We start from the raw sequence: 26232 nt of genomic DNA on the forward strand, positions 1-26232 counted from the left end.
TACCTTGCCCTTTTAGGTGCTGCACTGCCCGGATAGCCTAGTTGGTTGGGGCGCCAGACTCATAGGGAATAAAATTCCGTGCGTCCAAAATCTCCTGAGATATCTGGAGGTCGCGTGTTCGAGTCACGCTCCGGGCATTCTTTTCCTTTATTTTTATCTTCAACGCAAAGCATATATGCTGCAAACCTGTAAGATAGATCATGAACTTTCAGATACTGGACGCTGATTACATAGGGACTCAGGATGGTCCCGTTGTCCGTCTTTTTGGCAGAGCTGAAGATGGCAAGAGCGTCTGCTGTTTTGTACCGGGATTTGAACCTTATTTCTACATCAATGCTGAAGGTGAACTCGATAAACTGTCAACAATGCTCAGGGAACGCTTCGATGTGATTAAAAAGGTGGAGATAGTTCCCAAATTCGAGCCAGTTGGCTATCAGCTTTCAAAGAAGCCGATGCTGAAGGTCACTACCATGGAACCACGTAATGTTCCTGAGATACGTGATGATGTTCTTGGACTTCCTGGTGCTAAAGAGGTATATGAAACCGACATACTTTTCAGGAATCGTTTTCTGATCGATAAGGACCTTCATGGCATGGGATGGGTGGATGCTGAACCTTCTCCGGAGGCACCGTTCTCTGACGACCGTATATATTGTGATTCGGTCTTTACTGCGGAATCAATTAAGGAGATCGAGAAACTATCTATATCTCCGCTCAAGTATCTGGCATTTGATATCGAGTGTCTTCCTATTGATGGCTCGATGCCGGTTCCGGAAACCTCTCCTGTGATCATGGTGAGTATGTCGTTCAGTCCTGCATACAAAGGTCATGATACTGTTGTCCTTGTTGCTAAAAATGTAGAAGGTGCAGGTGAGGATGTTGAAAGCTTTGAATCTGAAAGTTCAATGCTGAATCGCTTTTTTGAGATATTCCAGGAATATGATGCTGATATTATCTCAGGATACAATATTAATGATTTCGATATACCGTACATCACAGACAGGGTAAATATCCTCTCCAACTCTGGCGAATACGTAAAGTCTTCCGTGGGGCGTGATGGGCGGGTATTGAGTTACCGTAAGATCGGTAACAGGACCATGGTCTCCATTCCCGGAAGGGTCGTTGTAGATGCTCTTCCTCTCATGAGGGCACAGTATAGTCTCAAGCGTTATACCTTAAGGAATGTGGCAAAGGAACTTCTGGACAAGGAAAAGCTGGATGTGGCTCCTTCTGAGATGGAAGAATACTGGCGTGATTCCGGTGAGAAGCTTCTCAGGTTCATAGATTATGCCCGCAGGGACTCTGAACTTGCAATGGAGCTGTTCCTGAAACTCCAGTTGCTTGATAAACACATTGCTGTTGCCCAGGTGAGTGGATCCCTTCTTCAGGAGGTTGTGGACGGCGGTCAGACCTCTATGGTGGACAATCTCCTCCTAAGGGAATATGGTAAACAGGACCGTGTAATTCCTCCAAAACCGGCGGATGAACTGGTTGCCATGAGGAACCGTAGCAGTGAAGGCCTCAAAGGTGGAGAGGTCCTTGAGCCAAAGCGCGGGCTCCTTGAGAATGTGGTTATCCTTGACTACAAATCACTCTATCCTACCATTATGATGGCTCATAATCTCTGCTATACAACTGTAGTGGAGAAGGACCGCCCTGAAGGTGAGACTATAAAGCCGCCATCAGGTGGGGAATTCGTATCTTCTGATGTAGTTAAAGGTATAATGCCATCGATCCTTGAGAGTCTGTTGCAGAGAAGGGTCGAGACCAAGAAGAAGATGAAGGCTGCTTCCAGTGACTCAGAATATCGTGTTCTTGATGCAACCCAGCTTGCACTGAAGATCCTGCTTAACAGTTTCTATGGTTATTCCGGTTATACACGGGCAAGGCTATACAGTCTCACTCTTGCAAATGCTGTGACGAGCTTTGGAAGGAATAATATCCTTAACACGCGAGCTCTTATCAACGGTACTATTAGTAAGGTGATATTGAGGGAAGGCTCTGCATACTTTACTGAAGAGCTGTCTTCTCTCGACCCGGATGATAATATTGTGTCTCTGTCTGTGGTGTATGGTGATACGGACAGTGTGTTTGTCCAATGTAGTTCTAAAAACGATGTATCCCTTGATGATGCAGGGCTTGTGGGCAGCAAGATAGCTGCGACGGTCTCAGGCTCACTTCCGGACCCAATGGAACTTGAGTTCGAGTCCATTGCCAGGCGTGCATTGTTCATTGCCAAGAAGCGCTATGCCATCTGGGTCTTTGAGCGTTCCGGCGATGAATGGAAGGATGGTATTAAGGTCAAGGGAATGGAAACCGTCCGCAGGGATTGGTGTGGACTTACTTCCAAGACCCTTAACAGCGTTCTTGAGATGGTCCTCAAGGAAGGTAATGTCGAGTCGGCTGTGCAGCATGTACGTGGTGTTGTCGATGGGGTAAGGAACCTGGATGTCAGGAAGGATTCCGATATCATTGAAGACCTGACCATGACTCGTATGTTCTCCAAGAAAGCTACCAGCTACAAGAACAAGCAACCACACCTGACCGTTGCGGAGAAGATCGAGCAGAGGACGGGTACTCCTCCTCCTGTTGGGGAACGTATCCCATTTGTGATCGTAGCAGGAAAGGACCTGTTCGTAAATCGTGCTGAAGATCCGGAATACGTTAAGGAGAACAATATTCCTATCGATGTGGACTATTACATCAAGAAACAGTTATTACCGCCTGTAGAGCGTATTCTGGGTGTTTTCGGCGTGGATATGGCCAACCTCGATTATGACTCAAAGCAAAAGGGACTGTTCGATTTCTCGGACAAGCCTCAGGATGAAACTCTTGAGTTCAAGAAAAAGGAAGTCGATGAAAAAGTTCAGCAGCAAACTCCTGTGGATAAGAAGTCCCAGAGCTCGCTGTTCGATTTTTAGTTTGATCGTAGTAGCTGATGCTAGGCCCTCAATTGAGGTCCTCTCTCTGGCCTTCAACGATGTATACTATGCTTTCACAAATGTTACAGGCATGATCGCCTATTCTCTCAATATAACGGAGTACGAACAGAAGATGTGATGTATTGGTTATTATGCTGTCATCACTTATCATCATCTCAATTAGCTCCTTTTCAATGGCATAGAAAGCCTTATCGATCGCGTCATCTTTTTCTGCGGTCTCCTTTGCCAGTTTTGCGTCATCATTTGCAAAAGCGATCATTGCCTGTTCAAGCATATTCCTTGCATTTTCTGCCATCTTTGGTATATCCACAAGTGGCTTGACATGGTCTCCCTTCATGTCTCTTGCAATCTCTGCGATATTCACTGCAAGATCGCTCATCCTTTCGATATCAATTGCTATCTTAAGGCATGATGTGACCAATCTCATATCTTTTGCAGTAGGGCTTTGGCGTGCTATGATCTGAGAGATCGATTTCTCTATTTTCATTTCGTAGTCGTCAATTACCTGATCACCATCGATGACTTCCTTTGCAAGTTCCCTGTCGATCTCTTTGAGAGCTATGATGGAGTGATCTATAGCCTCATATGCCAGTTTCCCCATGTCTGTGATATCACTTTTCAAAGTATCCAGGCTTTCATGGTATTTTGTACGTGTCATTTTTCATCCCTCTCCTCTTAGTATGTCTGAAATTATATGATATTATTTTCAATTATTTGCAACATGAATAATCTTTTTGCTCAACATGGAACTCAATACATATAATATGTAGGTCTATATAGCAATATATATTCCTACTTATTCCGTATCTTATGTATCTTTCCCCTGAAGACAAATCTCCAAATAGATTGCATGTCTTTACTGTAAATTCTTAAAAAAGAAAGAGAGCAAAATCTCTTTTTAGGCTGATACCAGCTCAGATTCTGCTATAAAAGTTGCTGGCGATCAATTAAGGTCGACTCTCTGGCCTGCTGCTATGTACACAATACTTTCACAGATATTGCATGCATGGTCTCCGCATCTCTCAAGGTAGCGAAGTACCAGTAAAAGGTGTGATGCATTGGTGATGAATTCTTTATCCCCTATCATCATTTCAATAAGCAGGCTTTGTGTTTCGTAAAAGAGCCTGTCTATCTCATCATCCTTTAAGGCAGTATCATAGGCAAGTTCCTTGTCAAGTGTTTCAAAGGCTTTTACCGCTTGCTGTAACATCTCCTCGCACAGCTCAGCCATTCTTAGAATATTGCCCAGTGGTTCTGTATCTTTTCTTTGCATACATTTGGCAACATTGCCAATGTCAACAGCAAGGTCGCTCATTCTTTCAAGATCAATTGCTATCTTAAAGCAGGAGATCACAAGTCTCATATCCCCTGCAGTTGGATTCTGACGTGCTATCAGTTGTGTGGCACATTTCTCGATCTTCAACTCATACTCGTCAATGGCTTCATCGCCCTGAAATATCTTTTCAGCAAGCTTTGAGTCCTGGGACCTGAGAACCTGTATTGAGTCAACAATTGAATTGTGGGACAATTGTCCCATTTCAATAACGAATCCTTTAAGCTTTTCCAGATCTTGCTGGAATTGATCTCGTGTCATTTACTCACCCGAACCTGCCAGTGATGTAATCCTCTGTTTCCTTCATCTGAGGATTCTCGAATATCTGGTTCGTCTTTCCGAACTCTATAAGGTCACCCAGCAGGAAGAATGCTGTGTAATCTGATATTCTGGCAGCCTGTTGCATATTATGTGTGACAATGACAATTGTGTAGTCCTTTTTTAACTCCAGGATAAGATCCTCTATCTTGCTTGTGGAAATTGGGTCCAGGGCACTGCAAGGCTCATCAAAGAGTATCACTTCAGGTTTTACTGCAAGTGTCCTTGCTATGCATAATCTCTGTTGCTGACCTCCACTAAGGTCAAGGGCAGAAACGTCCTGCCTGTCAGAGACCTCTTCCCAGAGTGCCCCTGATCGTAGCGCATTTTCAACGATCTCTGGCATCTCTTTTTTGCTCATTCCATGTATGCGGGGTCCATATGCAATATTATCGAATATGGACATTGGGAATGGGTTTGGCTTCTGGAATACCATACCTACTCTTTTTCTGAGGTCCACTACGTCTGTTTCCTTTTTGTATATGTCCTCTCCATCGATGTTGACATGGCCCTCTATCCGGCAGGTCGGGATAAGGTCGTTCATCCTGTTAAGGCACCTGAGGAATGTGGACTTGCCACACCCTGAAGGTCCTATGAATGCTGTCACACTGTTCTTTGGGATATCTATCGAGATATCATGGAGTGCATGGTTGTCCCCATACCAGAGATTAAGGTCCTTGACCTCAATTTCAGTACCGTTCTCATAAGTTTCTGGCATATCTTATCCTCTTGATCTTATGTCGAAATGGTTGTGATAGGATTATCTTCTTAGTTTTTTTCTGTAGTGGGACCTTACGGTTACTGCAACGATGTTCACGCACAGTACTATTATAAGCAATATCAGTGCCGTACCGTATTGGATCGGTCTTGTCTGGGAAATGCTGGTACCCGATGTGGCCAGCACATAAAGGTGATATGGTAGTGCCATGAATTGTGAATATATCGAGTCCGGGAGTCTTGGCAGGAAATATGCTGCTCCTGTAAGCAGGATCGGTGCAGTCTCGCCTGCAACCCTTCCGATACTTAATATTGCTCCTGTGATCATTCCGGGAATAGCAGATGGAAGCACTACTCTCCTTATGGTCTCCCACTTTGTAACACCAAGGGCGAGGGATGCTTCCCTGTACTCTTTTGGTACTGTCAGGAGTGCTTCCTGACTTGCTCTTATGATCACTGGCAATATGAGCAGTGCAAGTGTTAAAGATGCAGAAAGGATTGAGGGTCCAAAGTCCAGGTACTTCACGAACATTGCAAGTCCGAACAGTCCAAACACAACGGATGGGGTACCTGCAAGGTTATTGATCGCCATTTCGATAGCCCATGTTGTCTTTCCCGGTTTAGAGTATTCGGTGAGGTATATAGCTGACAGCATACCAAGTGGCATTGCAACGGCTATAGAGCCAACAATGAGATATATCGTTCCCATTATGGCCGGATAGATACCTCCCTGGGTCATCCTCATTCTTGGCATCTCGGTAATGAATTCAATACTGAGTGCGCTGTATCCGTTGGATACTATATAGTACAGGATCACAAGGACAAAGGCTACGACCGTCCCTGTTGCGAGTTTTAATAACCCGAAGGCTATTTTCTCATTGAGTTTTGCATTGGAGAACATGGTCATCACAGGTTGAACCTGTACCTCCTTTTAACGTAGCTGGCTATAATGTTGATTATGAAAGTGGTGATGAAGAGTACAGAACCGATAGCGAACAAAGCGTGGAAGTGGTCGCTTCCCTGTGGGACCTCTCCCATCTCAAGTGCAATGGTTGCTGTCATGGTCCTAACTGGTGCGAACAGGCCGGATGGGAATCCCGGGATCACGGCTGAGTTACCAGTGACCATCATGACTGTCATTGTCTCTCCAATTGCTCTTCCGACTCCCAGCATAACGGCTGCTGAGATCCCGGAGAGTGCGGCAGGGACTGTTACTTTGTATATTGTCTGCCATTTTGTGGAACCCAGTGCGAGTGATCCTTCTTTTATGGCCCTTGGTACTGAGCTTATTGCATCCTCTGAAATTGATATGATCGTAGGCAGTGCCATTATTCCCAGCATTATGGACCCTGTAAGTGCTGTCTGGCCGGTTGGTATCTGGAGTGTTTTCTGAACCATGGGTACCAGAATTACAAGCCCGAAGAAACCATACACTACAGATGGTATTCCTGCAAGTATCTCTGTTACAGGTTTCAAAAAGTTTGCAACCCTTGGGTCTGCAAGTTCTGATATGTATATAGCAGCTGCAATTCCCAGTGGTACGGAGAACAATATTGCTCCAACTGTCACTATCAATGATCCAAGGAACAATGGTAAAAGCCCGAAGTGTTCCGGCTCTGCTGTGGGGAACCATTTAGTGCTGGTCAAAAATTCGCTTATCGGGTAATCTTCAAATAAGAGTAATCCATCGCGGAATAAAAAGATACAAAGAAGGAATAGGGCAAGCACAGCCACTGCTCCTGATGCAAAGAGCAATGATTCAATACCCTTTTCCCTGAATTGTCTGTTCAACATCTATTCCTCAGATAGTGTCATTATTCAGTTTACCGGGAAGTATCCGACTGATGATATAATGTCTTGGCCTGTAGGACTCATTACGTAGTCGAGGTATTCCTTTGCAAGTCCTGTTGGTTCACCGTTGGTGTAGTAGTGTAGTGGTCTTGCGAGTGGGTAGGTTCCTGCAATGATGTTCTCCGGGGTTGCTTCTACGAAACCTTCTCCATCAGCATCAAGTGCGAGTGCAGATATTTCATCATTGAGGTATGCGTATCCGATGTATCCGATAGCTCCCGTGTTTTGACTGATCTCCAGAACTATGGCACCGGTTGCTGGCTGTACGAGTGCATCCTGGCGGTATTCCTCATCGAGGAGTACTTCTTCCTGGAAGTATCCGTAGGTTCCTGAACTGCTGTCACGGGTGATGACTGTAATTGGAAGGTCTTCCCCACCGACATCTGCCCAGTTGCTGATGCTTCCGTCATAGATTCCCTTAAGGTCTTCGAATGTGATCTCTGTTACAGGGTTCTCAGGGTTGACTACTACAGCGATCCCGTCCCATGCTATAACATGTTCCACCGGCTGGATGCCGTTTGCTTCTGCATTCTCGATCTCGGAGTCCTTGATGGTCCTTGAAGCCATTGCGATCTCTACTTCGCCGTCAATGAGTGCTGCAATTCCTACTCCTGATCCTCCGCCAATTACGGTAATACTATGTTCAGGGTTAGCAAGCATGAATTCTTCGGATTCTGCCTGTGAGAGTGGGAGTACGGTGTCCGATCCCTTGATTATGATGGATTCACCTTCTGCAGTTGTTTCTTCCTGGTCCACGCAACCTATTCCTACAAACGCGGCTGCAATGATCAACAAAACAACAGAACAAATTGATATGTTCTTTAATAACTTTCCTGCTATCATCTATTATTCACCACTTACTTTATGATTTTGATTTTGATTGTCAGTGAACCATAACAAAATCGATACATAAGGCTTACCTCATTACAATATATACTAGTATGGAATATAATTAGAACTATATTCTCTATATATGTGGTTATATTCTATATATCTTATGTAGTGTGCGGGCTGCAGTTTACTTTGTCATAAAAGGCATATACTTTTACAGGAATAGTACTCCATATGCCTGATATTCTTATCAAGAACACAAAAGTATTCTTTAACAATTATCTCCAACCAGCTGAGGTCCTCATAAGCGATGGTAAGATCAAACAGATCTCTCGCATGATAGATGTTCAGCGACTGGATCAGACCATCAATGCTAAAGGTGCGTTGACATTGCCTGCAGGTATTGATGTTCATGTTCATTTCAGGGACCCGGGTCTTACAGAGAAGGAAGACTGGTACACTGGCTCATGTTCTGCTGCGGCAGGTGGTATCACCACTGTTATCGATCATCCTAATACTATCCCGCCGACAATAGATAAGAAATCCTTCAAAGACAAAATGAAAATAGCCAATCGTAATTCGGTTGTCGATTTCGGACTTTATGGTGGTGTCACAGGTAATATAGAAAAACTCCCTGAATTATGGGAGCTTGGTGCTACCGCTTTTGGTGAGATCTTCATGGCAGAGTCAACAGGTGCCCTGAATATTGATGAAAAGTGTCTTGATGAGGCTCTGGGTGTGCTCAAACAGCTCGATGCCCTTCCATGCATACATGCTGAAGATGATAAGATCAGGCTTGAATGCGAGGCTTATCTCAAAAATGATATGTCTCCTGATTCTCACTCAAGGGCAAGACCAAATCACTGTGAGGCATTTGCTGTTGAGAAGGCAATACAACTTATCAAGAAGAATGGGACAAGGGCTCATTTCTGTCACATAAGCGCTTTTGAATCAGTGGGCCTTCTTCGTAAGGAACGGTATCTGGATATCAAGAATGGCGTCCCTCCTATGATCACAAGTGAGGCTGCTCCGCATCATCTCTTCCTTTCCACGAAGGACTGGGAAAGACTGGGTACATATGGAAGGATGAATCCTCCTCTCAGGGATCGCCGAAGTGTCAAAATGCTTCTGAACTCATTGAATGACGGTACTATAGATATGGTTGCTTCGGACCATGCGCCACACACCGAGGCAGAAAAGGACACCGATATCAAGAGTGCACCATCCGGTGTGCCGGGTGTTGAGACATTGATGCCTTTAATGCTCGTTGCCGTAAAGAGGAATCTTATCCCGCTTGGGCGCATGATCGAGGTTACAAGTAAGAACCCGGCACGCATATTCAAGCTGGACCGCTTTTCAAAAGGTTCCTTTGCAGAAGGGTATGATGCCGATCTGATAGTGGTCGACCCGACACATGTTCAGGAAATAAAGGGCGATGACCTGCATAGTAAAGCAGGATGGACGCCTTATGAAGGGATGGATGGTATCTTCCCCGAGTACACTATCGCAAGGGGCGATGTGGTATGGGATGGTGGCCTTGTGGCTTCCCGGGGGCGCGGAAACTTCCTTCCCGGTAAAGGTCTCATCTCAAAGGATTCAGAGTAGTGGTATGTTCATATTTTATTACTTATGTCCATAGCACCATAACATTTTAAATATATAATCGCATATTATGTACACACGGTGGTGTGATGAAAACCAAATTCCCTATTCATACTACATTAAGCGCAGATGCGATAAAAGTCCTTGAACGATATGAAAAAGAGCTTGGTGCGAAGAATGTCGTGCTTGAAAAGGCTCTTCTTAATCTTGATTCCACTCGTTTCAAAGCTAAGCTTGACACCCAGAACATAGACCGTATCATCAAAAGGGTACCTACGGGCATACCCGGGATGGATGATTTTCTGGAAGGTGGCTTCCCTAAAGGGTTTGCTGTTATTTTGACCGGTCCGCCGGGCACTGGCAAGACTACCTTTTCCATGCAGTATCTGATGGAGGGTGTGAAGAATGGTGAAAGGTGTATCTTCTTCTCATTCGAGGAAAGGGCACAACAGCTTGTGCAGCATTTTGCCAGGTTCGGATGGGATGTAGGTAAATATATCGATGATGGTTATCTTGAGATATTCGGTATCTCAATGCTGACCTCGGAAGAGATGATGGAGATAATTGACTCTCATAAGCCCGAAAGGATAGTTTTCGATTCCCTTAATGTGTTAACTGCCCCGGCAGATTTCCGCACTTCTACGTCGTGGAGAGGTCTTCACAGGTTGTTGAAGAAGAATATGACGACTGCCATTCTTGTGACCGAGAAATCCCATGGTATAGAGAAAAAGGAATATGATGAATTCGACTTCCTTGGTGATGGGGTTATCTTCCTTGATTTCATTCAGACGAATGATATCGACACAACTCCTATGCCAGTGTTGGCAGTTCAGAAGATGAGGGCAACGCGCGTTGACCATACGCCTCAGCCTTTCCGTTTCACGAACAATGGTATAGCTAAATACCGGGCTCTCAACCTCCCTTCAAAGGTCTTGCAGGACAGGATCGAAAAGCGCAGGGCAGAGAGACTTAGTATGTCAGGCGACGAAATATGATATCAAAGTGGCAATGATCGTTGTCACGTATATAGACCTAAAACTTCCTGCACCGCCTATGCTGATAAAGGCGCTGCCGGTTCTTTCCTTATTGAAGAATGCAACTGATATTGCATTTCCTATTAATATTCCGCCTACTCCTGCTATGAACATGATGGATGCGGCATTTTCCGGCTCGACTATGAGTGCGAAGGGGAGTGCTATGATCCCTATATACTCGTGAATTATCGTCCCGACCCCTCCCATCATTTCAGACAACAGGGTGACTGCCACGATAACTATGAGCATTATCTCAAGTGCAGTATTGTTGGGCTGTGTCAGCAAAAGATATAATATTGTAAGTGCGGGTATGATGGCTCCGCCCAGATTGATCGTAAGGGTTGTGTCAAATACTCTTTGCTTTCCGATTGGCAGCTCTTTTACTATCGGAACTGAATATATGTCCTCAAGGATCGGTGCATACTTGAAAAGCTGTTCCGGTTTCCTGGAGCGTATCTTTGCGAAAGGTATCTCTGCCAGGGATCCTGCAAGTATAGCAAAAAGGATGACGATAAGTGATATGGGCCCTATCGTTCCAAGGGAAAGTTGTCCTTTGTAACAAAGAGCTGCTGTTGGGAGCAGGATAAGCACAAAGGCCGCATACATCCTGATCTCGGAACTGTTGGTATATCCTCTCATCTATCCACCGTAGTGAAATAGGAACTCAGGGTATTAATATTTTTGGCGGAATATACAACTGAGCTACCTATTCATTTACTTTTAATTTACTTGGTAGTAGTTCAATAGTAGTCAAGCTGTGACTGGAGTAGTTCCTGTCTCTTCTTCTCAAGATAACTATAAACACTTCCGTGGTTCGCTCCCTCTATGAGCATTTCGATGGCTGTCCTTGCGATCTGGTTCTGCTCGGGTGTTCCAATTACGCTAACAGTCTTCCCGTAGACTGACATCTTTACTCCGATCAGTCTTTCTGTTATCTCTCTGGTCTTACCGCCTTTTCCAATGATCCTTCCTTTAAGGCGGAGCAGATCTTTCTGTGTACTTGTATGTTTGGAGATATCTATTACCTCGAGCATCAGCATATCATCATCGAACATGGAAAAGGTCTTGTCCGGGTTGAATCCTCTTGCTATTGCATTGATGACGTCTTCTGCCTTCATGGCGCCTACCGGATCGTCTCCGGGTATGATCTCTACTGTTCCATCTTCGCTGTCGATGTCCAGGGATGCTGTTGATCTCTCCTCAATTATCTGCTTGACGCGACCTTTTGGTCCTATTATGGCGCCAACTCTGTCTTTAGGAACTTTGATATGTGTCATTTGATCTACCTTATAATTATGAATTCATTATTCTGTTTTTTCTTCTTTGTTCCTTATTGCTGAATACAATTCCTGTGGCTCTTCATTTATTCCATATTTTTTGAAATATCGTACTATGTTCTCTATATCCCTTATCAGGAAATCCCTTGATCTGGGATGTTCTTTTGTGACCGACTGGCCCATATCTATGATCACGGGTTCTTTGGTGTCTGGTACTATGAGTATATTGTATTCGCTCAGGTCCCCATGTACGAGGTTCGCTTTGTTGTACAGGAGATTTATGTAATTGATTATTGTATTATATACTTCTCTGGCAGTCTCAGTTTCGAGCTTTATATCTTTTAATTGTGGGTATGATACTTCATCCTCGCCCATGAATTCCATTACGAGGATGTTACGCTCGGCGACTATGGGTTCAGGTACGAGAACACCTGCTTCCTTTGCGCGTACGAGGTTCCTTTGTTCTTTCTTTGTCCACGCAAAGATTATGTCACGTTTTGAATGTCTTATGTTCCTGAAGCGCGGATCGCCCAGTATGTAGTCTTCCATCGACCGGAAGGTGCTTGAGGACATCCTGTATATCTTGACAGCTATGTCCCTGTCCTCTCCTTCTGCCAGGAATACGTTTGCTTCCTTTCCTGTGCTGATCGACCCTCCTATTGCTTCTACTATTCCTTTATTGGATAGTGTGTATAACGTTTTCAATGTGGGCTCGTCAAAGACGTTCTCCTTCACTTTGAGTGTGTCGGCATCCTTGCGTCTCATCCTTGACCTGTCCACTTCGGTGTCGATACGCTTCACTTTTTTGGTAACTTCTTTTTTCATGATCCTTTACCCTTTCAGGTATCCTTTGTGTATCCGTATTTTTTAATGGATATCTTGTTATTTCGAGGTTTGAGTACTGCTATGTACCATATATTGTTAAAGCTTGCTATTTTCCTGATGGTGGTTTGCTATCATTGTATATTAATAATTCCAAAATTAATTAAATACGTTATGTTTATGTACTATTATTGGTATGTATGAAATCCCTCTGAGGTGTTTTGGAGGGATTTCATGTATCTTCTCTATGAAGATCGTTGAATGATAATCGCACCGAAAATTCCATATAGGATTGGGATCAAAATAAACAATCCGAGTGGAAATGTGGGGTGCATTATAAGTTATCCTCAAAGGTTCATCCTTTGCCTTCGAACCAAGCGTTCGGAAGGTATATATACGATGATGACCTTTGAAGGAGTCCGCGTGAATCGCGCGGAACACTTACGATCACCGCCTTATTAGTGGGGACAGAAGCTGTTTCTGTCCGACGTTGGATTTGGCAGTTCGGTTAATTCTGACCGGTAGTGTATAACTACTAAATGAAGGAATTAACCAACTAATGTGCATGTGTAAAGAATCTCTAGTGAGAGTTCTTTCCTAATGATTCCTTAAATGACTTCCATAATACAATCCTTTGTGTGTGATCAACAATTCTGGTTGATCCTGCCAGAGGTCACTGCTATCAGTATTCGACTAAGCCATGCGAGTCAAATGTTCTTCGTGAACATGGCGTACTGCTCAGTAACACGTGGATAATCTGCCCTAAGGTCAGGCATAACTCCGGGAAACTGGTGATAATACCTGATATACCATAGATACTGGAATGTTCTGTGGTCAAAAGCTCCGGTGCCTTAGGATGAATCTGCGGCCTATCAGGTTGTAGTGGGTGTAATGTACCTACTAGCCGACGACGGGTACGGGTTGTGAGAGCAAGAGCCCGGAGATGGATTCTGAGACATGAATCCAGGCCCTACGGGGCGCAGCAGGCGCGAAAACTTTACAATGCGGGAAACCGCGATAAGGGAATACTGAGTGCCAGCATATTATGTTGGCTGTCCACCTGTGTAAATAGCAGGTGTTAGCAAGGGCCGGGCAAGACCGGTGCCAGCCGCCGCGGTAACACCGGCGGCCCGAGTGGTGGCCACTATTATTGGGTCTAAAGGGTCCGTAGCCGGTTCGATCAGTCTTCCGGGAAATCTGACAGCTCAACTGTTAGGCCTCCGGGGGATACTGTCGGACTTGGGACCGGGAGAGGTAAGAGGTACTACAGGGGTAGGAGTGAAATCTTGTAATCCTTGTGGGACCACCAGTGGCGAAGGCGTCTTACCAGAACGGGTCCGACGGTGAGGGACGAAAGCTGGGGGCACGAACCGGATTAGATACCCGGGTAGTCCCAGCCGTAAACGATGCTCGCTAGGTGTCTGGGATGGTGCGACCGTTTCAGGTGCCGCAGGGAAGCCGTGAAGCGAGCCACCTGGGAAGTACGGCCGCAAGGCTGAAACTTAAAGGAATTGGCGGGGGAGCACTACAACGGGTGGAGCCTGCGGTTTAATTGGACTCAACGCCGGAAAACTCACCTGGGGCGACAGCAATATGTAGGTCAGGCTGAAGGTCTTACCTGAATCGCTGAGAGGAGGTGCATGGCCGTCGTCAGTTCGTACTGTGAAGCATCCTGTTAAGTCAGGCAACGAGCGAGACCCGTGCCCACTGTTGCCAGCATATCCTTCGGGATGATGGGTACTCTGTGGGGACCGCTGGTGCTAAACCAGAGGAAGGTGCGGGCTACGGTAGGTCAGTATGCCCCGAATCTCCAGGGCTACACGCGGGCTACAATGACCGGGACAATGGGTCCCTACCCCGAAAGGGGTTGGTAATCTCATAAACCCGGCCGTAGTTCGAATTGAGGGCTGCAACTCGCCCTCATGAAGCTGGAATCCGTAGTAATCGCGTTTCAATATAGCGCGGTGAATACGTCCCTGCTCCTTGCACACACCGCCCGTCAAACCACCCGAGTGAGGTATGGGTGAGGGCATGGACTAGTGCCGTGTTCGAACCTAAATTTCGCAAGGGGGGTTAAGTCGTAACAAGGTAGCCGTAGGGGAATCTGCGGCTGGATCACCTCCTAAGCATGATGGACACAAAGTCCATCACCACTTACCGGTCAGAAATCGAAAAACTGTCAGATCCGAGATAACAAGGTAAGATTCTAAGTGAATCTTCTATGGGCTTGTAGATCAGTTGGAAGATCGTCGCCTTTGCAAGGCGAAGGCCCAGGGTTCGAATCCCTGCAAGTCCATTAATAGTGCACCTGGAGAGTAATGTCTCCGGGGAAGGATGAAGCGGTCGAAGCAACGACGGCCGCAATGATATCGTGTATATGCATGCATATATCAGACGCTCACTGGACAAAGTGAGATGGACTCTGGTTAATATGCCTTCAGGTGGATGGCTCGGCTCAAGAGCTGAAGAGGGACGTGCCAAGCTGCGATAAGCCCAGGGTAGGTGCATGGAGCCTATGAACCTGGGATCTCCTAATGGGTCTTCCTAACACGTTTTGCGTGTTGATCAGCAATGATCGGGAACGCCCCGAATTGAAGCATCTTAGTAGGGGCAGGAAAAGAAATCGAAGAGATGCCGTTAGTAATGGCGAATGAACACGGTACAGTTCAAACTGAATCCCGCTGGAAACATGCGGGAGATGTGGTGTTGTAGGCTTTTCTAAAGATCCGACCTGGTTGAAGTTTAACTTTTCTGGAACGTTAGACCATAGAGTGTGATAGTCACGTAAACAACAACCAAAGGATCTGGAAAACAGCCTGAGTAGCGTGAGTTGGAATTCTCGCGTGAATTTGGGAGGCACCAACTTCCAAAACTAAATACTTCTTGAGACCGATAGCGAACTAGTAGGGTGACCGAAAACTGAAAAGTACCCCAAGAAGGGAGGTTAAAAGTGCCTGAAACCTGGAGGCGATGGAGCGATATGGCGTTAAAGGATCTTTATTACGAAGGAAACGGTCGCGAGGCCGCAGTACGGGTAATATTGCCAATGTCATATCTTACGTTTTGAAGAACGGGCCAGGGAGTGTATTCAAATGGCGATGGCTAACTTTCAAATAGGAAGCCGAAGCGAAAGCAACATGCTCGCAACCGCAAGGTGAGGAGCGACGTATACAAGTGCGTGGAGTCATTAGGATACGACCCGAAGCCGGGTGATCTAGGCGTGGGCAGGTTGAAGCGTGGCGAAAGCTACGTGGAGGACCGCAAGCGGTATTGATCTGCAAATCATTCGTGTGACCTGCGTCTCGGAGTGAAAGGCTAATCTAACCCGGCATCAGCTGGTTCCTTCCGAAACATGTCGTAGCATGACCTAATTTGAGATAGTCGGTGAAGTAGAGCACTGATTGGTGGTCCCGGGGAAGAAATTCCTCAGCCGCTTGTCAAACTCCAAACTCACCGTCGTCGTAGACAATTGGAGTCCGGACTACTGGGGTAAGCCTGTAGTCCGTAAGGGAGACAACCCAGCCCGTGGTTAAGGTCCCTAAGTGTCGACTAAGTGTTAATACTAAAGGGCGTCCTAAGCCCTAGACAGCTGGAAGGTTAGCTTAGAAGCAGCTATCCTTTAAAGAGTGCGTAACAGCCCACCAGTCGAGGTTTGGGGCCCCGAAAATGGACGGGGCTCAAGTCGACCACCGATACCACGGAGCACCGCAAGGTGATCTCGTAGGAAGGCGTTGCGTTCGGGCAGAAGCAGGGCTGTGAAGTCCTGTGGACCGGGCGGAAACGAAAATCCTGGTAATAGTAACAGCATAGTTAGGTGAGAATCCTAACCGCCGAAGGGGCTAGGTTTCCTCGGCAATGATCGTCAGCCGAGGGTTAGTCGGTCCTAAGACGTACCGTAATTCGAGTACGCCGAAAGGGAAACAGGTTAATATTCCTGTACCTCATGACAATAAACTGACGTTTTTGGGCAGGCTGAGCGGCGCCGTCGCGCCGTCTAAGCATCGAATCCCGTGGAGAGCCGTAATGGCGAGAAGCGGGCGAATATGTAATGGCGAAAGTCAGCTGCACCCGGGAACCCGTGAAAAGGGAGTCATGGGTCCGTACCGAGAACTGACACAGGTGCCCCTAGCTGAAAAGGCTAAGGCGTGTCGGAACAATTTGGCTAAGGGAATTCGGCAAATTAGCTCCGTAACTTCGGGAGAAGGAGTGCCTGCTGTGAAGACAGCAGGTCGCAGTGACAAGAGAGCTCTAACTGTCTAATACCAACATAGGAGATCGCAAACCCGTAAGGGCTAGTACGATCTCTGAATCCTGCTCAGTGCAGGTACCTGAAACCCCGTTTCAACGGGACGAAGGGCCTGTAAACAGCGGGGGTAACTATGACCCTCTTAAGGTAGCGTAGTACCTTGTCGCTTAATTGGCGACTCGCATGAATGGATCAATGAGAGCTCTACTGTCCCTAGCCAGAGTCCGGTGAAGCTTACTTTCTAGTGCACAGTCTAGAGACCTCTAGGGGGAAGTGAAGACCCCGTGGAGCTTTACTGCAGCCTGTCGTTGGGTTGTGATTTTGGATGTACAGTGTAGGTAGGAGACGTCGAAGTCGGTGCGCCAGCATCGATGGAGTCGCCATTGGGACACTACCCTTCTGAAATTACGGCCCTTACTCTGAGAAGAGGACCCCGATAGGTGGGCAGTTTGCCTGGGGCGGGACGCCCTTGAAAAGATATCAAGGGCGCACAAAGGTTGACTCAAGTGGGTCGGAAACCCACTGAAGAGTGTAAGAGCATAAGTCAGCCTGACGTTATTCAGCACAGTAGTGGATGACGAGACGAAAGTCGGTTCTAGCGAACTTTTGAGCTCGCTTGGTGCGAGCCAAAAATGACAGAAAAGTTACCCCGGGGATAATTGAGTTGTTGCCGGCAAGAGCACATATCGACCCGGCAGCTTGCTACTTCGATGTCGGTTCTTTCCATCCTGGCCGTGCAGCAGCGGCCAAGGGTGAGGTTGTTCGCCTATTAAAGGAGATCGTGAGCTGGGTTTAGACCGTCGTGAGACAGGTCGGTTACTATCTACTAGAGGTGTCTGTGGTCTGAGGGTAAGCTACTTTTAGTACGAGAGGAACAGAGTAGCGGCGCCACTGGTGTATCAGTTGTCCGACAGGGCACTGCTGAGCAGCTACGCGCTAAGGAATAAGAGCTGAATGCATCTAAGCTCGAAATCTGACTTGAAAAGAGACCACTTTAAGGATCCCGGTATAAGACCGGTTTGATAGGGTCGGGATGTACGCACCAAGGCAACGAGGTGTTCAGTCCGCGGCTACTAAAAATCCGTGCCTGTCCGTCTTGCTTTGTCCAGGCGAAATCTGATATGTGCATGTTAATATACACGTTATCTAAGGTAATGTATAAATAGTATGAATCCGTTCATCAATCGCTCATTGCCAAGATGGCGGAGCGGCTACGCAATCGCCTGCAGAGCGATTCCATTCCGGTTCGAATCCGGATCTTGGCTTTACGTTTACCTTCATCATGAGAGAGTTTGGCGGCCATAGCGGCGGGGCAATTCCTGTACCCATCCCGAACACAGAAGATAAGTCCGCCTGCGTCCTATACTGTACTTAAGTACGAGAGTCTTTGGGAACTATAGAACGCTGCCAACTCACTCATACAACTTATCTCTTTTTACTGGCTTTTTATCACTTCAGAGCAACTGCTCTGTAGTTCTGGTTTTTTTATTCTTTCTCGGAGACTATGCTTTTTGTAACCATAATCAGGCGAATGGTTAGTTAATCCTGTGCTTGTGTTTAAATCTCAAAAAGTGAATATGGTACCGCGCAAAGCGCGGCACATATGCAGAACAAATATGAACTGACTTAATGTTGCCTTATTTCCCCTACTCCTCTATCTTCCGTCCCATAGCTTCATTCACATCCTTGATGAAATCTGCTTTTGTAACAATGAGGATCTCATCTTTTTCACGTATCTTTGGGTCTTTCTCTGCAAGGATAAACTCACTCTTGCGGTAAAGTCCGATGAAAGCACTTTCTTCAGGTAATGAAATTTCCGACAATTTTTTGTTGATGACATCTTCCGTAGCCATAATTCCCATAAAACGAACATTTGAACGCACCAGATTACTCAGTTCAATTGTATTTATTCCCCTGAGAACATCTGATATATAACTGGAAGATATGCTTGAGGGATTGATCATATAAGAGAAGCCAAGTTTGTTGGCAACATCCATGAACTGCCTATCATCGATCTTCAGGACTATCTTTTCTACCTTTGCATCCCTGGCGATCAGACCGATCAGGATATTGTTCTGATCATTGGTTGTGCAGGCAACAACAGCATTTGCATTGGCAAGATCGGCTTTCTCAAGTATGTCAGGTCTTGTACCCTCTGCATTGATCACGGTGCAATCCAGGGTCTCTGCAAGCTCTTTGGCAATTGCCTCATCCTTCTCTATCAGTATGACCTCTCTTCCCTGGGCTATCATATTCTTCGTAAGCTGGATACCCAGTGAACCTGCACCCACAACTATCACTCTCATACTTTCACCATCCTCCTATTGTTCCTCTTTCTTTTTATCCATGTTCCCGGCATAAGCAGCAGTATCAATGGAATTATCTCTATTCTGCCAAACAGCATATCTATTATCAATACCGCTTTCAGTAGAATGGGCATGGAAGCACCGGTCACTCCCGAGGAAAGTCCCACAGTGCTCAGGGCGCTCGATGATTCGAAGACTGCATTGCTTGTATCAACCCCATAAAGCATGAAAATGAATGATGAGATGACCAGTATCAGAGTATAGAGCAGCATGAATGTCACAAGATTGTATATCTCATCACTCTCTATGACATGGTCCTCTATCTTCATGGGGGTTATTGTTTCTCTGGGAAGGAACAATCTCAGCAGTACGTTATGTACCACTTTAAAAAGCAAAAGAACTCTGAACACTTTGATACCACCGGCAGTGGATCCCATACTTCCTCCTATCCACATCATGAATATCAAGACAGCTTTTGAAGCCTCGGACAGGATAGAAAGGTCGAATGTAGAATAGCCTGCTGTGGTGGATGCAGATATTATCTGGAAAAGGTTGTCCTTGATACTATTATATTCAAATTCCTCTCTTGATAATGTGAATGCGAATATGATCGCTCCCAATAACAGCATCCCCAGGAAATATCTCAGTTCCCTGTTAACAAAGAACTTCTCCGGTTTCTTCAAAAGATACGGATAGAGCACAAAGCTCACCGCACCAAGGAGGCATGATATACTGATAGCAGCAGGTATGAGATTGCCCTGATATGCTCCTATGCTATCACCCTGTGTTGAGAATCCCCCTGTTGATACACAACAGAATGCATGGCATATGGAATCAAAGAGTGACATCCCACTTATTAATAACAGTACTATAGATACCAGAGTTATGATAATGTACACCTTGCCGAGTGTACGTGTTGTCGATATCACAGTTGGTTTGATCTTCATGTCGCCGTAGTTGGCTTTGTATATCCTGAAAGCTGTAGTTCCCGGCCTTATCAGAACAGAAAGCACAACAAGGATTATCCCAATTCCTCCCACCCACTGCCCCCATGAACGGGCAAACAGGAAAACTGGTCCTGCGTCAGGAGGTGCAACGCTGAGTCCGGTAGTGGTCACAGCAGAAACACTTTCAAAATAAGCATCAAAGAATGGCATACCTGTTGACAGGGACATGGGTATAGCGCTGAGAAAAGCGGAAAGCGGGAAAACCAGTGCCACTATAATGAGTGCTTCCTTTGTCTCAAGCTCGTACTCCGGTAAGGCTCTGTAGATAATGGACCCAACAATGAAAACTGAAACAGCAGTACCTCCGTAATACATGGCTGCCTCAGTGTTAGAAAGCAAAAGTGCTGCCATCATCGGCACGATAAGTACGAACGCAAATGCTATCAGGTAATATCCCATGTACCTGGAAACCGCCTTTATGTCAACAGGGGTATGCAGTTCGTACATAGGTAATAATGCTCCCTGAAACTTTATAAAATATATCATGTATGGGCTGTCTTCATCCTGCCTTTTAGTATCCAGTCTCCCTGAGAGGAAGCTTAAATATATCTTGACCTCATCTACAGGATCATGTCACAATTCGATATAATCCATAAGGATGCAGCAGGGCGCATCGGTAAACTGACAACTCCTCACGGGGTTGTGGAAACCCCTACTGTGATGCCTGTCATCAATCCTAACATTCAGACCATAAAACCTTCAGAGATGAGGGATTTCGGTGCTGAGATACTTATCACCAATTCATATATCATCTACCGCAAGGATGAGTTAAGGGAAAAGGCACTCAAGGACGGTCTGCATGCATTGCTTGATTTTGACGGTCCTCTTATGACCGATTCTGGTTCCTTCCAGCTTTCCGTCTACGGTGAAGTAGAGGTCACAAATGAACAGATCATCGATTTCCAGCAGAAGATCGGTACGGATATCGGTGTCCCTCTTGATATCCCCACACATCCTGATGTCTCCTATGAGAAAGCGAAGGAAGATATGGATATCACTATAGAGCGTCTCAAGGAAGCAAGAGGGCTTGTGAAGGATGGTATGCTCCTTGCAGGTCCTGTACAGGGTGCCACTTACAAAGACCTCCGTGAAGAGTGTGCCCGTGAGCTTTCAGACGTTGGCTTTGATGTCTATCCTTTCGGGGCTGTTGTGCCACTCATGGAATCATACCGCTATGCGGACCTTGTGGATGTTATTGCTTCAGCTAAAAAGGGTCTTGACCCTACAGCACCTGTGCACCTGTTCGGAGCCGGTCATCCAATGATGTTCGCTCTTGCCGTTGCGCTGGGTTGCGACCTGTTTGACTCAGCAGCCTATGCACTCTATGCAAAGGACAGACGCTACATAACCTCAAGGGGTACATATCATGTGGACCAGCTCAAATACCTGCCATGTTCCTGTCCTGTATGTATGGCACATACTGCAGAGGAGTTGAAAAAGGCACACAACTGTACCGAACTTCTTGCAAGACACAACCTCTATGTCACATTTGAAGAGGTGCGTGAGGTCAAACAGGCCATATGGGAAGGCAATCTTCTGGAGCTTGTAGAACAGCGCTGCCGTTCACACCCAAGGATGCTGGAAGCATTGAAGCAGATGTACACTTATTCCCCATGGCTGGAAGAGTGCGACCCTTCATCCAAGTCCACATTCTTCTACTGCGGACCGGAATCCGCAAAGAGGCCAGAGGTCCTGCGTTTTAACAAACAACTGGAAAGGCTTAGCATCGAAGGGTCTGTGCTTATCAGGGCATATCCAACGAAAATAGACAAAGAGTATGATAATGTCATGATGTTCAAGCCCCCATTCGGTTCTTATCCACAGGAACTTGCAGAGGTCTATCCTTTCAATGCAGAGGTTGTAAGGACACCTGACCACGAGTCACTTGAAACTGCATATCAGAACACCATCAAGCTTGTGGAATTGAACCCTGATGCAACCTATACTTTCCTGATGAATGACAGGTTCGAACACCCTCTTGTGGAAAAACTTGCAGAAATGGACAACTTCACAGTCGTTCCTCCAAAGAATGACTGATCATTTTCTTTCTTTTTTAAACCTTCATTTTCCCAATACTAAATTACATATAAGAGTCTAACAAATGTAACTTCATGGGAGTTATTTTAACTGACGATCTATTGGACAATATAGATGGATATAAGCTGGTCGATATAAGGTCGGTTGATGCTTATAATGGCTGGAAGGAGAACGGGGAGGCAAAAGGCGGTCACATCAAAGGTGCAAAGTCTCTGCCATACAAATGGTTACATTATATAGACTGGATAGAGATCGTCAGGAACAAAGGTATAGTGCCTGATGATTCCCTGGTCATCTATGGTTATGATCAGGAAAGGGCAGAAGAGGTTGCAAGGCAGTTTGAAAGGGCCGGTTATCCAGATGTTGCCGTTCTTGACTCATTTTCCGAATGGGTTGAAAAGGACCTGCCAATGGAACATCTTGAAAGATACAGGCAGCTTGTTTCGGCAGACTGGCTTAACCAGTTGATCAGCACAGGGAATGCTCCTGAATACGACAATGACAGGTTCGTGGTGTGCCATGGTCACTACAGGAATCCTTCTGATTATGAAGAGGGACATATCCCCGGGGCGATATCAATTGATACGAATTCTCTTGAATCCACTGAGACGTGGAATCGTCGCTCGCCTGAAGAGATAAAAGAGACTCTGGAAAATGCAGGTATAAGTTCTGATACCACAGTGGTCCTTTATGGAAGATTCTCATTCCCTAACAATGATGACCCCTTCCCCGGGAGCAGCGCAGGTCATCTTGGATCTATAAGGGCTGCATTCATAATGCTCTATGCCGGGGTAAAGGATGTTCGCATACTTAACGGCGGACTTCAGTCATGGCTTGACTCCGGATATGCTATAACAAAAGAACCGGTCAGCAAGGACAGAGTATCTTTCGGAGTTGATATCCCTCAGAAACCTGAGATAGCTGTTGATCTGGAGGAGGCAAAGGATATCCTTGCATCGCCTGACAAGAACCTGGTATGTGTCAGAAGCTGGAGAGAATACATAGGGGAAGTTAGTGGTTACAACTACATTGAGAAGAAGGGTAGGATCCCTGGTGCAGTGTTCGATGATTGTGGTTCGGATGCCTACCACATGGAGAACTACAGGAACCTTGACCATACCATGCGTGAATATCACGAGGTTGCAGAAAGCTGGGAAAAGATAGGTATAACCTCTGATAAGCGCAATGCTTTCTACTGTGGGACCGGCTGGAGGGGCAGCGAGGCTTTCTTCAATGCGTGGCTCATGGGTTGGGATAAGGCAGCCGTCTATGATGGTGGATGGTTCGAATGGAGCAACAATGACCTTCCATTTGAGACCGGGGTGCCTGAGTAATGATAATTGAGGATTTCATGCCCCCGACAGGGGAAAGTTCAGTAAGGGACAGACTCCTGGCCGGTCTGAGGTCATACCCCAAAATGATCCCATCAATGTTCTTCTATGATCACAGGGGTTCGGAACTGTTCGAGCATATCACGGGACTGGAGGAATACTATCCTCCTAAGATCGAGATACCACTTCTTGCTTCAACTGCCAGAAAGTTGAGACATGAATTAAAGGACTGCGATATTGTAGAGCTTGGAAGTGGTGACTGCTCGAAGATATCCGTTTTCCTTGATGAAGTGCCGGAAGATATCCGTGCTACCATGGCCTACTATCCGGTTGACGTCTGTAAGGAGGCAATTGAGAAATCGGCGTGTAATCTCCATGTAAAGTACCCTGAGATGGAGATACATGGCATAACTGCTGATTTCCTGGAACATATGGAGAAGATCCCGGGTGACCGAAAAAGGTTCTTCTGTTTCTTCGGGAGTACAATAGGGAATCTCAGTGAGGCAAAGGCGATGGAGTTCATGGGCAATCTGGGTGAGGTCATGAACGACGAAGACAGGCTCATACTTGGCATGGATATGGTGAAGGACATCGATGTCATCGAAAGGGCCTATAACGACAGTCAGGGTGTGACCGCTGAATTCAACAAGAACATACTGAACGTCACAAACGATAACCTTGGAACCAACTTCGACCCGGACGATTTTGAGCATGTGGCCTTTTTCAACAGGGAATATTCAAGGATCGAGATGCACCTGAGGGCAAAGAGGGATATGGAAATAACGGTTCCGGGGCTGAATGAAAAGATGATCATTGTGAAAGATGAGATGATACATACAGAGAACTCACACAAATATACTGCCAAAGATATCGAAAAACTGGCAGACGCAGCGGGACTTGATGTGGAGGAGGTCTTTACCGATGACAGGAAATGGTTCTCTCTTGTTGAGATGGTGAAAAGATGATAGATGCTGCAAAGGATTTCCCCATACTTGAAAAAGAGGTCTATGGCAGAAGACTTGTCTATCTCGATAGTGCAGCAACGACCCAGAAACCGGAATGTGTGATCGATACGATTGCCGGGTTCTACAGGTCGGATTACAGTAATATCCATCGTGGCGTTCACTACCTGAGCGAGGTCTCAAGTGAGAGATATGAGAAGGCAAGGGAGAAGGTCAGTGAGTTCATAGGTGCCGGAAACCCTGCTGAAGTGACGTTCACTGCCGGTACGACAGATTCCATCAACCAGGTTGCACGCTCACTGGAACCATCTTTGAGAGGAAACGAGGTCATCGTGACAGGTGTGGAACACCATTCCAATATCGTATCCTGGCAGATGGCAGGAGCTATTTTGAAGGCAATTCCGATAGATGATGATTGTAATCTGCTGGCGGATTCTCTGGAGATAACTGACAGAACGAAATTGATAGCTATCAGCCATGCTTCCAATGTCCTTGGCTCTGTCAATGATATCAAAGATATCGTCAGTATTGCAAGGGACCATGATATTCCGGTTTTAGTGGATGCTGCCCAGTCGATACAGCATATGTCTCTTGATGTGAAGGACATTGGCTGTGATTTTCTTGCATTCTCCGGTCACAAGATGTATGCATCCACCGGTGTGGGTGTTCTTTATACAAGTGAACGTTTCAGTGACATGATGCCGGCAAGGGGAGGAGGCGGTATGGTGGATAAGGTGACCCTTGAGAAAACCACCTATCTGGACCCTCCCCTGAGATATGAGGCGGGGACGCCGGATATTGCAGGAGCGATAAGCATCGGTGCAGCGATTGATTATATGCAGAAGATAGGCATGGATAAGATAAAAGAGCATGAGCATGAGGTCTATTCCTATGCAAGGGACAGGCTGCTTGAAATGGATGATGTGACAGTCTATGGTAACACTGATGAGATGTGCGGTGCCATCTCTTTCAACCTGAAAGGTGTCCATCACTATGATGCAGGTCTGATCATGGATAAGATGGGAATAGCCGTCAGGACCGGACACCACTGCGCTCAGCCATTGATGAGAACACTTGGAGTTGAAGGTACGGTAAGGGCAAGCTTTGCACTATATAATACTAAGGAAGATGTCGACATGCTGGTCGAAGGCATAGAGAAGGTAAGGATGCTGCACTCATGAGCGATGCCATTCAGGATGAGATTATAAAGGAGTTCGAAGGACTGGAGTGGTTCGACAAGTACGAACTGCTGATATCCTCGGCCAGGGAGGTCGAGACCATGGCTGAAGAGTTCAGGACAGAGGAGAATACGATAAGCGGATGCCAGTCAAAGGTCTGGATAAGGAGTTATATCAATGGTAAGAGATTGCATTTCGAGTATGACAGTGATGCCATGATAACCAAAGGTATCGTTGCCTTAGTACTCAGGGTGCTGAACAACCGTTACCCTCAGGATATCCTTGATACGGACCTGTATTTCATTGATGAGATAGGTTTGAAGTCTAATCTTTCTCCAGCGAGGGCTGATGGTCTGATGTCGATCATCAGGAGGATTCGGGAGATCGCTGAGGAAGGAGTTAGTTAGGATTTTTTGGATTTTTACTGTGTGTAGGATC

The 26232-nt window shown here is 46.1% G+C and carries 19 protein-coding genes, 3 tRNA genes and 3 rRNA genes; 14 read left to right on the forward strand and 11 right to left on the reverse strand.

Annotation, left to right across the window (positions count from 1 at the left end):
• The first annotated feature begins 26 nt into the window (after positions 1–26).
• Positions 27–137, forward strand: a tRNA-Met gene (locus tag V7O63_RS04060).
• 63 nt (positions 138–200) lie between these two features.
• On the forward strand, positions 201–2921 hold the full coding sequence (locus V7O63_RS04065; RefSeq protein WP_340820241.1) for a DNA-directed DNA polymerase: 2721 nt from the start codon (positions 201–203) through the stop codon (positions 2919–2921).
• Positions 2922–2949: 28 nt separating this feature from the next.
• On the opposite strand, the gene phoU (V7O63_RS04070) is transcribed toward V7O63_RS04065, so the two are convergent.
• The 6 genes from phoU (V7O63_RS04070) to V7O63_RS04095 all read right to left on the reverse strand — a co-directional run bounded on the left by phoU (V7O63_RS04070) (position 2950) and on the right by V7O63_RS04095 (position 8004).
• Positions 2950–3600: a phosphate signaling complex protein PhoU gene (gene phoU / locus V7O63_RS04070; RefSeq protein WP_340820242.1), complete on the reverse strand. Its 651-nt coding sequence runs from the start codon at positions 3598–3600 to the stop codon at positions 2950–2952.
• Positions 3601–3885: 285 nt separating this feature from the next.
• Positions 3886–4536, reverse strand: a complete 651-nt coding sequence (gene phoU, locus V7O63_RS04075) for a phosphate signaling complex protein PhoU (protein WP_340820243.1) — start codon at positions 4534–4536, stop codon at positions 3886–3888.
• 4 nt (positions 4537–4540) lie between these two features.
• Positions 4541–5311: a phosphate ABC transporter ATP-binding protein PstB gene (pstB, locus tag V7O63_RS04080; RefSeq protein WP_340820244.1), complete on the reverse strand. Its 771-nt coding sequence runs from the start codon at positions 5309–5311 to the stop codon at positions 4541–4543.
• A 42-nt stretch (positions 5312–5353) separates the two neighbouring features.
• A complete protein-coding gene (gene pstA / locus V7O63_RS04085; protein ID WP_340820245.1) occupies positions 5354–6211 on the reverse strand; it encodes a phosphate ABC transporter permease PstA in 858 nt (285 codons plus the stop codon).
• 5 nt (positions 6212–6216) lie between these two features.
• Positions 6217–7104 (reverse strand): phosphate ABC transporter permease subunit PstC, encoded by an 888-nt coding sequence (pstC, locus tag V7O63_RS04090; RefSeq protein WP_340820246.1) that lies wholly within the window; start codon positions 7102–7104, stop codon positions 6217–6219.
• Positions 7105–7128: 24 nt separating this feature from the next.
• Complete coding sequence (locus V7O63_RS04095; RefSeq protein WP_340820247.1) at positions 7129–8004, reverse strand: PstS family phosphate ABC transporter substrate-binding protein; 876 nt, start codon at positions 8002–8004, stop codon at positions 7129–7131.
• A gap of 222 nt (positions 8005–8226) precedes the next feature.
• On the opposite strand from V7O63_RS04095, the gene V7O63_RS04100 reads away from it, so the two are divergent.
• Both V7O63_RS04100 and V7O63_RS04105 read left to right on the forward strand, forming a co-directional pair.
• Entirely contained in the window at positions 8227–9597 is a 1371-nt protein-coding gene (locus V7O63_RS04100) for a dihydroorotase (RefSeq protein WP_340820248.1), read from the forward strand.
• Between the two features lie 86 nt (positions 9598–9683).
• Positions 9684–10589, forward strand: a complete 906-nt coding sequence (locus V7O63_RS04105; RefSeq protein ID WP_340820249.1) for an ATPase domain-containing protein — start codon at positions 9684–9686, stop codon at positions 10587–10589.
• On the opposite strand, the gene V7O63_RS04110 is transcribed toward V7O63_RS04105, so the two are convergent.
• From V7O63_RS04110 to V7O63_RS04120, 3 genes are all read right to left on the reverse strand, one after another.
• Complete coding sequence (locus tag V7O63_RS04110) at positions 10572–11267, reverse strand: DUF1614 domain-containing protein (RefSeq protein ID WP_340820250.1); 696 nt, start codon at positions 11265–11267, stop codon at positions 10572–10574. The two genes, V7O63_RS04105 and V7O63_RS04110, sit on opposite strands and share 18 nt — an antisense overlap.
• Positions 11268–11368: 101 nt before the next feature.
• Complete coding sequence (locus tag V7O63_RS04115) at positions 11369–11905, reverse strand: KH domain-containing protein (RefSeq protein WP_340820251.1); 537 nt, start codon at positions 11903–11905, stop codon at positions 11369–11371.
• 27 nt (positions 11906–11932) lie between these two features.
• Positions 11933–12730 carry a serine protein kinase RIO gene (locus V7O63_RS04120; RefSeq protein ID WP_340820252.1) on the reverse strand — a complete coding sequence of 266 codons (798 nt, stop codon included), beginning with the start codon at positions 12728–12730 and terminating at the stop codon, positions 11933–11935.
• Between the two features lie 647 nt (positions 12731–13377).
• On the opposite strand from V7O63_RS04120, the gene V7O63_RS04125 reads away from it, so the two are divergent.
• The 5 genes from V7O63_RS04125 (at position 13378) to rrf (ending at position 18386) form a co-directional block, all read left to right on the forward strand.
• Positions 13378–14851: ribosomal RNA gene (locus V7O63_RS04125) — 16S ribosomal RNA — on the forward strand.
• Between the two features lie 99 nt (positions 14852–14950).
• A tRNA-Ala gene (locus V7O63_RS04130) sits at positions 14951–15023 on the forward strand.
• A gap of 121 nt (positions 15024–15144) precedes the next feature.
• Positions 15145–18068: ribosomal RNA gene (locus V7O63_RS04135) — 23S ribosomal RNA — on the forward strand.
• Positions 18069–18166: 98 nt separating this feature from the next.
• Positions 18167–18238 (forward strand) — tRNA-Cys (locus tag V7O63_RS04140).
• Positions 18239–18264: 26 nt separating this feature from the next.
• Positions 18265–18386, forward strand: a 5S ribosomal RNA gene (rrf, locus tag V7O63_RS04145).
• Together the 16S, 23S and 5S rRNA genes with 2 tRNA genes alongside form the textbook arrangement of a ribosomal RNA operon.
• 233 nt (positions 18387–18619) lie before the next feature.
• Here the strand turns inward: rrf and V7O63_RS04150 are convergent.
• Complete coding sequence (locus V7O63_RS04150) at positions 18620–19279, reverse strand: TrkA family potassium uptake protein (protein WP_340820253.1); 660 nt, start codon at positions 19277–19279, stop codon at positions 18620–18622.
• Positions 19276–20733, reverse strand: a complete 1458-nt coding sequence (locus tag V7O63_RS04155; protein ID WP_340820254.1) for a TrkH family potassium uptake protein — start codon at positions 20731–20733, stop codon at positions 19276–19278. Before V7O63_RS04155 ends, V7O63_RS04150 begins: the two co-directional genes overlap by 4 nt.
• A gap of 120 nt (positions 20734–20853) precedes the next feature.
• Here V7O63_RS04155 and tgtA point away from each other — a divergent pair, with 120 nt between their 5' ends.
• The 5 genes from tgtA to V7O63_RS04180 all read left to right on the forward strand — a co-directional run bounded on the left by tgtA (position 20854) and on the right by V7O63_RS04180 (position 26201).
• Positions 20854–22323: a tRNA guanosine(15) transglycosylase TgtA gene (gene tgtA, locus V7O63_RS04160; RefSeq protein ID WP_340820787.1), complete on the forward strand. Its 1470-nt coding sequence runs from the start codon at positions 20854–20856 to the stop codon at positions 22321–22323.
• Positions 22324–22397: 74 nt separating this feature from the next.
• A complete protein-coding gene (locus V7O63_RS04165; RefSeq protein ID WP_340820255.1) occupies positions 22398–23657 on the forward strand; it encodes a rhodanese-like domain-containing protein in 1260 nt (419 codons plus the stop codon).
• The gene (egtD, locus tag V7O63_RS04170) at positions 23657–24619 is read left to right on the forward strand and encodes an L-histidine N(alpha)-methyltransferase (RefSeq protein ID WP_340820256.1); all 963 of its coding nucleotides are present in this window, start codon (positions 23657–23659) and stop codon (positions 24617–24619) included. The genes V7O63_RS04165 and egtD overlap by 1 nt, the downstream gene beginning before the upstream one ends.
• Positions 24616–25797, forward strand: coding sequence for a cysteine desulfurase (locus tag V7O63_RS04175; RefSeq protein ID WP_340820257.1), 1182 nt, complete (start codon positions 24616–24618; stop codon positions 25795–25797). The genes egtD and V7O63_RS04175 overlap by 4 nt, the downstream gene beginning before the upstream one ends.
• Positions 25794–26201: a SufE family protein gene (locus tag V7O63_RS04180; protein ID WP_340820258.1), complete on the forward strand. Its 408-nt coding sequence runs from the start codon at positions 25794–25796 to the stop codon at positions 26199–26201. The genes V7O63_RS04175 and V7O63_RS04180 overlap by 4 nt, the downstream gene beginning before the upstream one ends.
• Positions 26202–26232 lie beyond the last annotated feature (31 nt).

The sequence above is a fragment of the Methanolobus sp. WCC4 genome (assembly GCF_038022665.1).
Lineage (GTDB): Archaea > Halobacteriota > Methanosarcinia > Methanosarcinales > Methanosarcinaceae > Methanolobus.

Coding starts and splice junctions, on each gene's coding strand:
- V7O63_RS04065 (WP_340820241.1), top strand. CDS start 201: ATGAACTTTCAGATACTGGACGCTGATTACATAGGGACTCAGGATGGT.
- phoU (WP_340820242.1), bottom strand. CDS start 3,600: ATGACACGTACAAAATACCATGAAAGCCTGGATACTTTGAAAAGTGAT.
- phoU (WP_340820243.1), bottom strand. CDS start 4,536: ATGACACGAGATCAATTCCAGCAAGATCTGGAAAAGCTTAAAGGATTC.
- pstB (WP_340820244.1), bottom strand. CDS start 5,311: ATGCCAGAAACTTATGAGAACGGTACTGAAATTGAGGTCAAGGACCTT.
- pstA (WP_340820245.1), bottom strand. CDS start 6,211: ATGTTCTCCAATGCAAAACTCAATGAGAAAATAGCCTTCGGGTTATTA.
- pstC (WP_340820246.1), bottom strand. CDS start 7,104: ATGTTGAACAGACAATTCAGGGAAAAGGGTATTGAATCATTGCTCTTT.
- V7O63_RS04095 (WP_340820247.1), bottom strand. CDS start 8,004: ATGATAGCAGGAAAGTTATTAAAGAACATATCAATTTGTTCTGTTGTT.
- V7O63_RS04100 (WP_340820248.1), top strand. CDS start 8,227: ATGCCTGATATTCTTATCAAGAACACAAAAGTATTCTTTAACAATTAT.
- V7O63_RS04105 (WP_340820249.1), top strand. CDS start 9,684: ATGAAAACCAAATTCCCTATTCATACTACATTAAGCGCAGATGCGATA.
- V7O63_RS04110 (WP_340820250.1), bottom strand. CDS start 11,267: ATGAGAGGATATACCAACAGTTCCGAGATCAGGATGTATGCGGCCTTT.
- V7O63_RS04115 (WP_340820251.1), bottom strand. CDS start 11,905: ATGACACATATCAAAGTTCCTAAAGACAGAGTTGGCGCCATAATAGGA.
- V7O63_RS04120 (WP_340820252.1), bottom strand. CDS start 12,730: ATGAAAAAAGAAGTTACCAAAAAAGTGAAGCGTATCGACACCGAAGTG.
- V7O63_RS04150 (WP_340820253.1), bottom strand. CDS start 19,279: ATGAGAGTGATAGTTGTGGGTGCAGGTTCACTGGGTATCCAGCTTACG.
- V7O63_RS04155 (WP_340820254.1), bottom strand. CDS start 20,733: ATGTACGAACTGCATACCCCTGTTGACATAAAGGCGGTTTCCAGGTAC.
- V7O63_RS04165 (WP_340820255.1), top strand. CDS start 22,398: ATGGGAGTTATTTTAACTGACGATCTATTGGACAATATAGATGGATAT.
- egtD (WP_340820256.1), top strand. CDS start 23,657: ATGATAATTGAGGATTTCATGCCCCCGACAGGGGAAAGTTCAGTAAGG.
- V7O63_RS04175 (WP_340820257.1), top strand. CDS start 24,616: ATGATAGATGCTGCAAAGGATTTCCCCATACTTGAAAAAGAGGTCTAT.
- V7O63_RS04180 (WP_340820258.1), top strand. CDS start 25,794: ATGAGCGATGCCATTCAGGATGAGATTATAAAGGAGTTCGAAGGACTG.